General features: G+C 41.5%; 11 protein-coding genes. 7 read left to right on the plus strand and 4 right to left on the minus strand.

Annotation, left to right across the window (positions count from 1 at the left end):
* Positions 1-100: 100 nt before the first annotated feature.
* On the plus strand, positions 101-853 hold the full coding sequence (locus ACTQ9S_RS12855) for an IS5 family transposase (protein WP_440455153.1): 753 nt from the start codon (positions 101-103) through the stop codon (positions 851-853).
* Between the two features lie 107 nt (positions 854-960).
* Here the strand turns inward: ACTQ9S_RS12855 and ACTQ9S_RS12860 are convergent, their stop codons facing one another.
* Positions 961-1,590 carry a superoxide dismutase gene (locus ACTQ9S_RS12860; protein ID WP_068038098.1) on the minus strand — a complete coding sequence of 210 codons (630 nt, stop codon included), beginning with the start codon at positions 1,588-1,590 and terminating at the stop codon, positions 961-963.
* Positions 1,591-2,146: 556 nt separating this feature from the next.
* Between ACTQ9S_RS12860 and rdgB the strand changes: the two genes are divergently transcribed.
* The 6 genes from rdgB to ACTQ9S_RS12890 all read left to right on the plus strand — a co-directional run bounded on the left by rdgB (position 2,147) and on the right by ACTQ9S_RS12890 (position 9,705).
* A complete protein-coding gene (rdgB, locus tag ACTQ9S_RS12865; RefSeq protein ID WP_440455172.1) occupies positions 2,147-2,752 on the plus strand; it encodes an RdgB/HAM1 family non-canonical purine NTP pyrophosphatase in 606 nt (201 codons plus the stop codon).
* Between the two features lie 411 nt (positions 2,753-3,163).
* Positions 3,164-4,507 carry a trigger factor gene (gene tig / locus ACTQ9S_RS12870; protein WP_068038105.1) on the plus strand — a complete coding sequence of 448 codons (1,344 nt, stop codon included), beginning with the start codon at positions 3,164-3,166 and terminating at the stop codon, positions 4,505-4,507.
* Positions 4,508-5,009: 502 nt separating this feature from the next.
* On the plus strand, positions 5,010-5,645 hold the full coding sequence (clpP, locus tag ACTQ9S_RS12875; protein ID WP_203226545.1) for an ATP-dependent Clp endopeptidase proteolytic subunit ClpP: 636 nt from the start codon (positions 5,010-5,012) through the stop codon (positions 5,643-5,645).
* A 191-nt stretch (positions 5,646-5,836) separates the two neighbouring features.
* Positions 5,837-7,111 carry an ATP-dependent protease ATP-binding subunit ClpX gene (gene clpX, locus ACTQ9S_RS12880; RefSeq protein ID WP_440455154.1) on the plus strand — a complete coding sequence of 425 codons (1,275 nt, stop codon included), beginning with the start codon at positions 5,837-5,839 and terminating at the stop codon, positions 7,109-7,111.
* 295 nt (positions 7,112-7,406) lie between these two features.
* Complete coding sequence (locus ACTQ9S_RS12885; protein WP_440455155.1) at positions 7,407-8,423, plus strand: SDR family NAD(P)-dependent oxidoreductase; 1,017 nt, start codon at positions 7,407-7,409, stop codon at positions 8,421-8,423.
* 319 nt (positions 8,424-8,742) lie between these two features.
* Positions 8,743-9,705 carry a c-type cytochrome gene (locus tag ACTQ9S_RS12890; protein ID WP_440455156.1) on the plus strand — a complete coding sequence of 321 codons (963 nt, stop codon included), beginning with the start codon at positions 8,743-8,745 and terminating at the stop codon, positions 9,703-9,705.
* Between the two features lie 109 nt (positions 9,706-9,814).
* On the opposite strand, the gene ACTQ9S_RS12895 is transcribed toward ACTQ9S_RS12890, so the two are convergent.
* The 3 genes from ACTQ9S_RS12895 to argS form a co-directional block, all read right to left on the minus strand.
* The gene (locus ACTQ9S_RS12895; RefSeq protein ID WP_440455157.1) at positions 9,815-10,909 is read right to left on the minus strand and encodes a PTS transporter subunit IIC; all 1,095 of its coding nucleotides are present in this window, start codon (positions 10,907-10,909) and stop codon (positions 9,815-9,817) included.
* 135 nt (positions 10,910-11,044) lie between these two features.
* Positions 11,045-11,860, minus strand: coding sequence for an SPOR domain-containing protein (locus tag ACTQ9S_RS12900; protein WP_440455158.1), 816 nt, complete (start codon positions 11,858-11,860; stop codon positions 11,045-11,047).
* 69 nt (positions 11,861-11,929) lie between these two features.
* Complete coding sequence (gene argS, locus ACTQ9S_RS12905) at positions 11,930-13,759, minus strand: arginine--tRNA ligase (protein WP_350657348.1); 1,830 nt, start codon at positions 13,757-13,759, stop codon at positions 11,930-11,932.
* Positions 13,760-14,158 lie beyond the last annotated feature (399 nt).

Here is a 14,158-nt window from a genome sequence, read left to right on the forward strand (position 1 = left end):
ATAATATTAGGGTCTGTTGAACATTGGGAATAAATTGATGGCAAAAAAAATAGCGAAGCAGTAATCTTTAAGTTCTCACACAAAAAAGATACCGTTCGCTATGCCTCGGACAATGCTCACGAATGAGAACTGGACAAGACTAAGATTTATACTACTAGAACTTAACATCTATGACAAAGGAAATCTTAGACTAACCGTTGAAGGCGTCCTTTATCGGATGCGTGTTGGTTGTCCTTGGCGTGATCTGCCAGCTTACTTTGGCAAGCCCAACACCGTCTATAAGGCATATCAGCGTTGGTTTCGCAGCAATAAGTTGATTCAACTGTTTGCTTTATTAATCAAAGACTCAGACCTTGAATGGGTGTTTATAGACGGTACTCATATAAAAGCGCATCAGCACAGTAGTGGTGCTCATGAGACTGCGCAAGCTATTAGTAAAAGTGTGGCAGGTCGCGCTACTAAGATTCACTTAGCAGTGGATGCTCACGGTAACCCGATCAGTTTTATCGTATCAGATGGTACGACTCACGATGTTAAGGTAGCACCAGATTTAGTTGATAATATCGATCTGAGTGATACAGATATTCTATGTGCTGATAAAGGCTATGACTCTGATGCGCTGCGAGAACATATTAAACGAGCAGGAAGCTTCGATAATATTCCTAGAAAGCAGAATACAAAATTAGATAATAACCATATGGACTGGGACTTGTACAAAGTTCGCCACTTAGTTGAAAATGCATTCGCTCACTTAAAACGATTCCGAGCAATAGCCACTAGATACGACAAGCTTAAACAAAGCTATGAGAATACAGTGGCGCTAGCTTGTGCCTTTATCTGGCTTAAATTATGAATGTTCAACACGCCCTAAGTTCACATAGTAAAACTACTTATCTTCTACATAAAAAAGGACGCCTCTCAGCGTCCTTTTTTATTAATCAAATACTTAGTGGTTAAAGATTACTCTTCAACACCAGCATCTTGACCTTTATATTTAGCATTTGCGTAGTCCCAGTTCACTAGTTTGTCTAGGAACGTGTCGACGTAGTCAGGACGACGGTTACGATAATCGATGTAATACGCATGTTCCCATACATCACAAGTCAATACCGCTACTTGACCGTGTGCCAGTGGCGTATCAGCGTTAGCTGTTTTGGCGATTGATAATTTGCCGCCTTCTTTATCAGCAACTAACCATGCCCAACCAGAACCGAACTGCGTTAACGCTGCATTTTTAAACTCTTCACGGAACTTATCATAGCTACCAAAATCTTCTTCGATTTTGGCTTTTAGATCGCCAGTAGGTTCGCCGCCGCCATTGTCTGGCGTCATGCAGTTCCAATAGAACGTGTGGTTCCATACTTGCGCTGCTTGATTAAACATACCTTGCTTGCTGTCATCTTTTGACGTCGCTTCGATGATTTCTGGCAATGTTTTGTCTTCTAGACCAGAACCTGGCAGCAAATCGTTTAACTTGTTTACATAGGCAGCATGATGCTTATCATGATGATATTCTAGCGTCTCAGCGCTGATATGCGGCTCAAGTGCGTCTTTTGCATAAGGTAGGTCTGGTAAAGTAATCTTTGACATAGTTATTTTATCCTTGCTTATTTGGCCACTCGTATTTTGTTTATCTTAAAGACAATACACAAAACACCGAGCTAAATTGGCTGGGTTTATTGTTAATGAATGAACGTTATTGCTTGATGAGCTAGTCCCATCAGGATGAATCTAAAGGCTAATTTAAACAAATTAGCGTAAGCATTGTTATTCACTCAAAAGCCAAGTGATTGACTTAAAAGCTATTATTAACTTTAAATTCACAAGCTATAAGCTATAATTCACTGTAGCTTGCCAGCTATTATAGCAACACATTAGGACAATATCAGTTACCGAATGTTATAGTCCCTATTTATAAGGCTTTAAACGCTAAATACTGCGAATAAAGGTAACTATTTTCCGTTAACTCTTATTATTAATTTTCAGTATGAATAACGCAACTATTTTGAGCGAAAAAGGTTATGCGATAATATAGTCAGCATATTAGAGCCTTTAAACTTTCTGAAACCTAGTCAGTTTCATCAAACAATAACGGACGTATCTTATGAGCTATGCTTCATCATCACCCGAATCTACTCAAAATCACATGCCAAAAAAATGGGTACTCGCCAGTAATAATAAAGGCAAGCTCGCAGAATTTAAAAGACTGTTCGCTGAAGCCAACTTAGACGTTACTATCGTACCACAAGGGCAGTTAAACATTGATGACGCTGTCGAGGACGGCTTAAGCTTCGTTGAAAATGCCATTATTAAGGCGCGTCACGCTAGCCGAGTCAGTGGACTACCTGCTATTGCCGATGACTCAGGCTTATGCGTTCCCGTATTGGATAATGCACCGGGCATCTACTCGGCTCGCTATGCAGGTGAGCACGGCAATGATGCCAAAAACAACGCCAAGCTCGTCACTGACTTGCAGCCTATCCGTGATGAGCAACCAGATGCTCCTATTAAAGGCATGTTTGTTTGCGTACTAGCAATGGTACGCCATGCTGATGATCCCCTACCGATTATCGCACAAGGCTTGTGGCACGGTGAAATCTTAGATGCACCGCATGGTGATGGTGGGTTTGGTTATGATCCACTGTTTTGGTTGGCAGATATACGAGCGACAGCGGCAAGCTTAAGCGCCACTGATAAAAATAGCATCAGCCATCGTGGTCAAGCTATTCAGCAACTATTGCAACAGTTATAGTTATTTAGTTATAACCATTGATAGTCAGTACAATTAGTAGTTTTTATTAATATAAGTTTCTCAGTATTAATTTTTAGTATAAGTTTATTAGCGATTTTGCCTACCGCCTATCGTGACAGATAGCTTTTACTTTAATTAACAGATAGATTATACTGTTCTACTTTTAAAATTTTATCGAAAGAATCCGGTTATCTCTACCATTTATGAAAGAGCAATGGTGATTGAAGCGCATTAGGTAGAGAACGCTAGTGATTCACTCTCGATATTGGATATCAGATATGGTTATTTGCTCTATCTGATTATCGAGATATAAGTATCGAAAACCCTATTCATTCCAATGGCAATCGACATAACCCGTACGTATTTTGAGGTGCGATTGCCTGTTATTTTAATCATAAAGGTGTAATCAACATGGCTACAGATTTACAAGTCACAACCAACAAGCTGTCAGAAAAAGAAACTCAGCTGACTGTGAAAGTTCCTGTCGAAAAAATTCAAAACAAAGTTGAAGGTCGTATTCGCCAAGTTGCGAAAACTGCCAAGATTGACGGTTTCCGTAAAGGTAACGTCCCTATGTCGCATATCCGCTCTCAGTATGGTGCTGGTATTCAACAAGAAGTTATCAACGATGTCATCCGCGATACTGTATTTGAAGCGATTAAATCTGAAGATATCCGTGCCGTAGGCATGCCTAATATTGACGATGTAAAACTTGAAGACGACTTCTTAGTTTATCAAGCGACTGTTGAGATCTTCCCAGAAGTTGACGTCCAAGGTATTAATGAGATCGAAGTTGAGCGTCATTCTGCGTCTGTTAAAGAGGAAGACGTTGACACCATGATCGAAAACTTGCAAAAGCAGCGTGAAGAGTTCGTTGAGAAAAAAGGTAAAGCTGATAAAGGCAATCAGGTTACTTTTGACTTTGAAGGCTCAATCGACGGCGAAAAATTCGAAGGCGGCTCTGCTGAAGACTTCAAACTAGTCATCGGTAGCAACCAGATGATTCCAGGTTTTGAAGCTGGCATCAAAGGCATGAAAGCTGGCGAAGAAAAAACAATCGACGTAACTTTCCCAGAAGATTATCAAGCTGAAAACTTGGCTGGTAAAGAAGCACAGTTCAAAATCAACGTAAAATTGGTTGAAAAGTCTAAGCTACCAGAAATCAATGAAGAGTTCCTTGAGCTATTCGGCGTAAAAGAAGGCGGTGTTGAGAAGCTAAAAGCTGACGTGCGCAAAAACATGGAACGCGAAATTAAAAACGCTGCCCGTAGCCAAGTTAAGCAAGCGACTTTTGATGCATTGTTAGAAAAGAACGAGTTTGACGTACCAAACGCTATGCTAGAGCAAGAAATCGAGCGTCAACGCAACATGATGATGCAACGTTTTTCTCAGCAGTTCGGTGCGAATGCTGAGAGCTTTGATAAAGACATGCTGCCAAACGAGCTGTTTGAAGAGCAAGCGCTACGTGCTGCCCGTCTTGGTATCATCGTTGCCCGTGTTATCGACACGCAAAAAATAGAAGTAGATCAAGATCGCGTTGAAACCTTCATTAAAGAAGCAGCAGAAAACTACGAAGATCCAGCAGAAGTAATTGAGTACTACACGACTGATAAGCAACAACGTGCAAACATTGAGTCTGTGGTTCTAGAAGACCAAGTGGTTGATTATCTAATCGAGCAAGGTAAAGTAACTGACAAAGAAGTTAGCTACCAAGACCTACTTGCTGCTCAGCAACAACAGCAACAAGCTATGTAATTTAGCGTTTTAGCGCTATTGGTTTAGAATGTATTATGAATGCCCTGACAACTTGTTAGGGCATTTTTATTCGTGGTTTATGGGCTAGCCCCTTGATAATTGTGCACAGACACCCTATCAATAGGGGACAATTCTTCATATAGTGGTTTAAGTAGTTATTGTGAACGTAGCTATTATGAAAGCACAGTTATTGAGCATTATTATTAAAGTTAACTGAAATTAGATACAGCCCAATAATTAAACCAGTTATCATAGTTCCAGTTGTTGTAATGAATCATAATTATTGTTGATTACAGCAAATTCATGTTGAGCAGAGTTTAATATTTTATAACACTTAAACACGATTATTATTCGATACGCTATTTAACGTACAGCTATTACACCGTATCATTGCAAAATCCTTAGCTCATTCTATATAACTATTTTATGCAATTATTTATTTATAGGACATTTTATGACAGATTATGAACGCATCACTGCTAACCCTCATTTCGATATGCTAATGAGTGCACACACTAATGTGCAAAGCGCTCAAAATACTCAAGGTGCTTTAGTACCGATGGTCGTTGAGCAATCGTCACGCGGTGAACGCTCTTTTGATATTTTCTCGCGTCTATTACGTGAGCGCGTTATCTTTTTGACCGGTCAAGTCGAAGACCATATGGCTAACCTTATCGTAGCGCAGCTATTATTCTTAGAAGCTGAAAACCCTGATAAAGATATTCATTTATATATCAACTCGCCAGGTGGTTCAGTGAGTGCCGGTTTGGCTATTTTTGATACCATGAACTTTATCAAGCCTGAAGTATCTACCATTTGTATGGGCGGTGCTTATAGCATGGGTTCTTTCCTGTTGGCCGCTGGTCAAAAAGGCAAACGTTATGCGCTAGCCAATTCTCGCGTCATGATTCACCAGCCTTCAGGTGGTGCTCAAGGTCAGGCAACAGATATCGAAATTAATGCTCGTGAAATTCTAAAAACTCGTGCGCGCTTAAACGAGATTTTGGCTGAGCGTACTGGTCAACCAGTAGAGAAAATCGAAAAAGACGTTGAGCGTGACTTTTGGTTAGATGCCAAAGAAGCAAAAGAATACGGTCTGGTTGATGAAGTATTAGAACGCCGCCCTGCTTCGTTGTAATAGAAGCATCTGCTTTGCAGCTATATAATATGAAGTTAACGATAATACCTTTTCCAAAAACTAAATTTAACGCGGAAGATGAGCGTAAGTACTACGCCTGTAGACTTCGCGATTCTGATCAGTTTTAATGACTGCGTGTTAGCTTGTTTCTTGGGAATGGTATGAGTTTTAAATTTTAGGAGTGCCTGTATATGGCAGAAGATAACAACCCGCATTGCTCGTTTTGTGGTAAAGCCAAAAGCGAAGTTAAGCAACTAATTGCTGCTGATGATGCCAATATCTGTAACGAATGCATTGAATTATGTACTGATTTAATCGCTGATAGTGCTACCGATGATGACTCTGATGGCGATATCGATACCTCATGGGTCAATAAAAAATTGCCAACGCCTAAAGAGTTGCGTGCCAAGCTTGATGAGTACGTTATCGGTCAAGACGCTGCTAAAAAGGCGTTAGCTGTTGCCGTTTATAACCATTATAAGCGTCTAAAAGTCAGCCAAACCTTAGCTAATGACAGTAAAAAAGCTAAAATTGGCGCTGACGATGCAATGGTTGAGTTGGCTAAAAGTAACATCTTGCTGATTGGTCCAACAGGTTCTGGTAAGACTTTACTGGCGCAAACATTGGCGCGTCTATTAGATGTGCCTTTTGCGATGGCTGATGCTACTACTTTGACCGAAGCAGGTTATGTCGGTGAAGACGTTGAAAACATCGTACAAAAGCTATTGCAAGCGTCTGATTATGATGTGAGTAAAGCTGAGCAAGGCATCATCTATATTGATGAGATTGATAAAATCAGTAAAAAAGGCGATAACCCGTCTATCACTCGTGATGTGTCAGGCGAAGGCGTACAACAGGCCTTGCTAAAGCTTATCGAAGGTACGGTAGCTGCTATCCCGCCACACGGTGGACGTAAGCATCCACAGCAAGAGCTAATTCAAGTAGATACCAGCAATATCCTCATCATCGTTGGTGGTGCATTTGCAGGTCTTGATCAAGTGATTCAGCAGCGTACTGAAAAAGGCGGTATTGGCTTTAATGCTGATGTGAGCTCAAAAGATGACAGCCGTCGCAGTTCAGACTTACTACAACAAGTTGAGCCAGAAGATTTAATCAAATTTGGTCTTATTCCAGAATTGATTGGTCGTCTACCTGTACTAGCTGCATTACAAGAGCTGGATGAAGAAGCCCTTAAACAGATTTTGACAGAGCCTAAGAATGCTCTAGTTAAGCAGTACAAATATCTGTTCGATATGGAAGGTGCTGATATTAGCTTTACCGATGAAGCGCTTGCTGCTATCGCCAAAAAAGCTATGGAGCGTAAAACGGGTGCCCGTGGTCTGCGCTCTATCGTTGAAAATGCCTTACTTGAAACGATGTATGAGCTACCATCAATGAAGAACGCCAAAACAGTAATGGTTGATGAGCAGGTTATCAACGAAGGTAAAACACCTAAAATTGCTTAATTTATTGTTCAATTAAGACAGTTAATTATCATTAACTGGCTATCACTGTAGAAAAAGCGTCTAGCATATCGTGCTAAGACGCTTTTTTTATGTCTGTTTATTTGTCTTCACTGAATCCTCAAAATGTCCATTACACCGAAAATGACAGCTGCGTCTATTAATGATAAGTAGATAAAATTAAAATCATGCTAATGTAGATATTCTGTCTTAATCCCCATATTTAACTGCTGTCATTCATCTTGAATCTTAAGTTTAGATACTGACCATTAATTACTATAACAAAGGACTGTTTGTTATGCTGAATAACGTTACTGCTATGGCGAGCTCATTACGCCAACACTTGCCTTTTTCATCCAATCAAGACCATGACATTGCCCCCTATTATCGCGATCATGTCGGGGCTATCACTGGTGCCGGCTCTGGCATGGGGCGCGAGATTGCCATTCATTTAGCGCAAATGGGCTGTCATGTCGCGCTATCCGATATCAATGCTGAGCAGTTGACACAAACCAAGGGTTTACTCGTTGGTTACGATATAAAAGTGACCACCACAATACTCGATGTCTCAGACAATAAAGCGGTTGAAGCTTGGGCAGATGAGGTCATGAGCAATCATGGCAAAGTAAATTTTATCTTTAATAATGCAGGCGTGGCCCTCTACTCTACCGTAGAGGGCAGTAGCATTAGCGAACTTGAATGGGTAATGGATATCAACTTTTGGGGTGTGGTTTATGGCACTAAGGCGTTTTTGCCTTTGATTAAAAATAGCGTAAAACTCAGTGAAACCGATAGCAGTGCTGCTAAGACAGACAATAAGTCACGCCAGTTTAATGAGCATGGTCATATCGTAAATATCTCGAGCCTGTTTGGCTTAACCGCTCAGCCTTCACAATCTGCTTATAACGCCAGCAAATTCGCTGTACGCGGCTTTACCGAAAGCCTGCGCCAAGAGTTAGATATCCAGCGCTGCGGCGTGTCAGCAACTTGTATCCATCCAGGTGGTATCAAAACCAATATCGCCAACAGTGCACGCGGTAATGACAGCATAAACGACATTGGCATGCGTACTGGCCCAAAAGCTATTAGAAGTTTTAATAAATTTTTAAAATTTGATGCCAGCGAGGCCGCTTCGATTATCTTGCATGCTACCGCGACCAATCAGCCACGCTGTTTGATTGGTAATGATGCCAAGATGATAGATGCTGTACAGCGCGTATTTCCATCACGTTATAGTCAAGTGTTAAACAACGTCAATAAGTTGTCTCGTAAGTTAAAGCCGAGTCGTAATAAAAAACCAAACCCAGTTAAATAGCCTTGTTTAGAAATCCTTATTCACACAAAAAAGCGCTCAAACATTAGCAATGTTTAAGCGCTTTTTTAATCAATAGAATAATAGAAAGGTTCTTATATTTAATAAAATTAAATTAACATTTATCTTAAATATAAAAACACTTTACGTTTTTATATACTTTATATATTTATATTTGATACAATCATGTTACTGGCAACTCACAGATTGATTGCTTATTCAATCGTTTTCACGAAATTTAAGTTTATTATTGTCATCATGCAGATTAAATTATCACGAAAATACGGATTTACATATTATTTTTTATAATAAGGATATTCCAATGAAAATGATTTTACGAACCAACTTAAGGGTCAAGCCTTCCCTTTCCATCCTCATGGCTGCTATCCTTACTATTGGTACTGCGAGCATGACAGCTTGTAGTGAAACTGATACCAAGGCTGTTGACCGTGTCGAAGAAGCTGAAGCCTTAGCACGAGTAAAATCACTTGAAGCACGTGCAGCAGAAATTAGAGAGGACATGATCGCAAAGCCAAGTGCCAAACTAACCATTAGCATGCCAGATGAGTCTACTATTCCAAATGATGAATTTGGCGCAGCGGTACGCCGTGGCCTACAAATTGCCAATCATACTTATAAAGAATTGCCAGATAACGTGGGCAACCAGCTTAACTGTACCAGCTGTCACTTGGGCAACGGTTCAGAAGCCTATGCTGCACCTTGGAACGGTATGCCAGGTATTTATCCTATTTATCGCACACGTGCTGGTCGTGTCAATACCATTCAAGAGAGGATCAATGGTTGTTTTGAGCGCTCAATGAATGGCAAGGCGCTTGATTTAGGTTCAGATGATATGAACGCAATGGTGTCTTATATGAGCTGGTTGTCGCAAGACTTACCTTACGGCGTCTCACCTGAAGGCCGTGGCTTTGTTAAGGTAGATAAAACCTTAGAGCCAAACAGTGATAATGGCAAAAAACTATTTGCTGAAAAATGTAGCGTTTGTCATGGAGAGAATGGAGAAGGTCAGTATAACGATGATGGCACCTATGTTTATCCAGCTGTTGCCGGAGACAAGTCCTTTAACGATGGCGCAGGTATGGCACGAACTTATACCGCTGCATCCTTTATCAAAGGTAAAATGCCATTTGGGCAAGGCAACTCGCTAAGTGATCAAGAAGCGGTCGATATTGCTGGCTACTTTACTCATTTACCACGCCCTGTAAAAGCTAATAAAGATAAAGATTGGCCAAACGGTGATGCCCCCAAAGATGTTCGTCGTTAAAAAGGCGCTTAAGATATAGCCAAAATTTCCCGTATAAAAAGCCCAGTTAATTTAGATAGCTGGGCTTTTCTATTTTAGAAATCATTAAAGATATTCAAACTTATAAAGCTTAAGGCAGCTTCATATCACCAGCAACTAACCAGCCCATACGGCGCATCACATAAGCGACTGTTCCAGCAATCACAGCTGGTAATATAAACATTAATAAAATAATCGCTGTCCATAACTCCGTTGTGCTCATAATACCTTGCGACGCTTCAATAACGCCAAACACGCCGACCAGTCCCGCAGTTCCCATACCAGCGCCTGTAGCCGTACAGGCTAGTCCAAAGCCTACCGTCGCGATAGGACCGACGATGGCGCTAGCGATAACGGCTGGTAATAGTATTAGCGGCTTTCTTAATACATTAGGAATTTGTAGCATACTCGTGCCGAGACCTTGAGATACTACACCACTCACACCGTTATCTTTGAAACTGGCAACGGCAAAGCCAATCATATGTGCTGCGCAGCCAACGACAGCTGCCCCACCAGCCAAACCACCAAGCCCAATGGCAATACAAATCGCCGCGCTTGAAGTTGGCAGTGTCAATAAAATACCAACCACCACTGCAATGACAATACCCATTAATAATGGTTGTAGCTCAGTGGCCGCTTGGATACCTTGTCCAATGGCATCGACAGCTGCGACGATAGGTGGATTGAGTAGCGCACAGACCAATAGAGCAACACCACATACTAATAACGGCACCAACAAAATATCGAGCTTAGTCTTACCCGCGACCCAAGTACCAGCGCGATAGGCGAATACTGAGGCCAGATACGCCCCTATCGGATTACCAGGTAAAGCCACAAAGGTTGCAGGTCCGCCCACTTGCGACGTGAAAAGCGTCCCTGCCATTAGTGCTTCAGAATGTGCCCCAAGCATGCCTGCTACCAAGCAACTGAGCATGACTAACGTTGGTGCTTTAAGGTAATAAGCAATACCCACTCCGATACCAGCGCCCATCAAAATCGAAGCCAGCTTGCCGACAGCGACCAATGCGGGCAAGTCTAACCAGTCACCGATTTGTGAGATGATAAGACCAGCAATCAGGGTGACAAACAGACCTAGAGCCATACCTGTAAAGGCATCGATAAAATACTTTTGAAAAAATGTTTTAATCATGCCAGTAGATGCTGTTGCGGAGTTAGATACAGTCATAGCTATACTCTTCGTGGATGTTTGATAAGCAAGGTACAATAAAACAGCTGAGTAAAAATAAGAGATAAAAAAAACGTCATTACGACGCTTTTTTTATCATGAACAGATGACTAAAACTATTATAGATAGTTAAAACTAACGACGCTGCTCAACGATAATGGAGTCGATCCCATTATTTTGTAAGCGCTGCTGTGCAGTGGTCACTGCTTGACGGCTATTCATCGGGCGCGAAATGACTTGATAAATTGGCAGACCATTACCCGTCGTATTTTTCACAACTCTAGCGTCTACACCAGCCATCAGTACTTGCGCACGGCGGCGATCGGCTTCATCCGCATCACCGAAGCTATTGATTTGCAAAATATAAGTGGCAGCAGGTTTAGCTTGTTGGATGCTTGCAGTACCCGCACCTGTATTATTTGCTCGGTTTGCCGTATTTCCAGCAGGCGCTGACCCATCATAGGTTGCATCTTCTTCGACAATAACAATATCATCGCCACTATTGTTAGTTGCCGCACTATTACCACGATTAGGCTCAATAACGGTGCTTTCAGAGATACCGAAGTTACCTGTATCATCATTGCGACTGGCAGAGTTATTTTCAGGCTGAGTGACAACCACATCTGGCTCAAAAGCACCCATATCACCTACTTGACCATCACCTGTCTCACCAATATCTTCATCAGGAATAGTGGCCATTTCTTGATTGGGCAAAATATCATAGAACTCATAATCGCTATTATCAGTATCGGTCTCAACACGTTGTTGTACCTGACGATCAGGGTCTGTCCCAGCAGTGCTATCAGCAGGACTAAAGTTAAATAATGGTGAGAGGTATAAAAATACCCCGATCATAAGGGTTAATATGGCCCCGACAAACATCCATAATAAGCCTGATACGCTACTTGATTTGCGCTTTTCAGTCGCACCTTTAGGTTTTTTGGCTAGCATGGATCTCTTTCTCCCTACTGAATCTATCTATCATAATCAAATTATTGCTATCAGTCGCCTGTATCTGTACTACATGCTAGACGGTGCAGACAACCCTAATAAACTAAGCCCGTTGGCCAATACTTGACGTACGGCTTTAGACAAACGTAGACGCGCTTGCATCAAATCAACTTCTTCCTGACTTGGCGTCTCACCTGAGGTCAAGCTTACAGGCAAAATACGATTGGTGTCATACCAACCATGAAATAACGCGGCTAAATCTTTTAGATAATTGGTCAATACATGCGGCTCGTAACCTGTCGCGGCTCGTAGTAATGTCGCCGGATAACCTGCTAGTAGTTTAATCAGCTCATCTTCATTAGGGGCAGTGAGCAAGTTTTGATGCTCAAGACCAATCGCATCGTTCACAACAAGACCGCTTTTTTGCAGCTTCTCTAACACGCGGCAAACACGCGCATGTGCGTACTGGATATAATAAACTTGATTATCTTTGCTTTGTGATTTGGCAAGCTCTAAATCAAAATCAACATGTACCTCTGGTTTGCGTGCCACATAATAGAAACGCGCCGCATCATTACCCACTTCGTGACGCAGCTCACGTAAGGTGACAAACTTGCCCGAACGTGACGACATTTGCACTTTTTCACTACCGCGCCATAATGCCACAAACTGTACCAATACCACATCAAGACGTTCAGCATCGATACCAAGCGCTAATAGTGCCGCTTTTACCCGTGGTACATAACCATGATGGTCTGCGCCCCAGACGTTAATGACTTTATCAAAACCGCGATCAAACTTGTTTTTATGATAAGCAATATCAGAAGCAAAATAGGTCGTCTGACCGTTAGCACGGCGTACAACACGATCTTTTTCGTCACCGAAATCAGTCGATTTGAACCAAATATTACCGTCTTTTTCGTATAGATAGCCTTTTTCATCTAACACTTGCAGGGCAGGTTCAATCTCGCTATCAATAGATCTTTCACTGAACCAGCATTCATAGCGTACGCCAAAGTCGTTTAAGTCGTCTTTGATATCGGCTAAAATACTACTTAATGCCGCATTTAAAAACAGCTCATAGCTATCGCCAAGCAAGGCTTTGCTGTTGAAAATAAGCCCATCGATGTGCGCTTCTTTATCGCCTGACAGCAATGTCTTTTCGCCATCAGCGTTTATCTCAAACTGAGCATCTTCTGGCACATCTTTAGCAATTTCTGCAAAGCTATGTACATAGCTATTACCATGTTGCATTTTTAATGTCTGGGCAATATCACTGACATAGTCACCTTGATAACCATTGACTGGGAATACTATTTGCTCACCATTGGTCTCTAGATAACGTAAATAAGTACTGGTCGCCAAGATATCCATTTGACGACCGGCATCGTTGACATAATACTCACGCGTAACGTCATAACCGATTGCTTCAAGCAGGTTTGCCACGCTCATACCGAATGCGGCACCGCGTCCGTGACCAACATGTAGGCTAGACGTTGGATTGGCAGAAACGAACTCAACTTGTACTTTTTGTCCTTCAAACTGATCGCTTAAACCAAAACGCTCCTGCAACTTAAAAATATCGTCCAATACGGCAAATTTAGCTTCGGCATTTAAGAATACATTAATGAACCCCGGGCCTGCGATTTCTACTTGGCGAATATTTTGGTTTTCAGGTAACGCGCTGACAATCTTTTCAGCAAGCTGACGTGGGTTGGTCTTAGCTGCTTTGGCAGCCGTGAGCGCGATATTACTAGCAAAATCACCATGACTAAGGTCTTTAGTACGAGTAATTTGGCTATTATTCTGCCAATCAGCTGGTAGCTCACCATCAGCTTGTAGGGTGCGAATAGCATCATTAAATAGGGATGCTAGCGTATCAATTTGGGCTTGTGACATAGGGATTTGAACTCAATTAAATAAACAACAAAAAACAGTATGAAATGTAGTGAATGCGCGCAGTCGATAACTGCTTATTATAATATAGTTGATTCAAGTTAAAAGAGGGTCAAGGCAACCGAGTGCAGATGTATAAGTAATACTTCAAGCGAGGTTAATGCTGTAACTCTTTTATAGTGGATTGACTATAGCGACTGACTTTGTAGGGGAGAAATTAGTGTAAAAAGATAAGTAACCTGTAAATATAACAATCTTTGCGCTTTATTGCACTATTTGCACCAAAATTAGCGCTAAAATCTTACTGTTATGATAGCTGGCACTGATAATTAATATAGATAACAGACTTGTCAGCCTTTTAATTTAATTTAGGCCAAATTAATACGGTATGAATAGGATGAT

The sequence above is a fragment of the Psychrobacter sp. ASPA161_9 genome, assembly GCF_051970275.1.
Taxonomy (GTDB): Bacteria; Pseudomonadota; Gammaproteobacteria; order Pseudomonadales; family Moraxellaceae; genus Psychrobacter.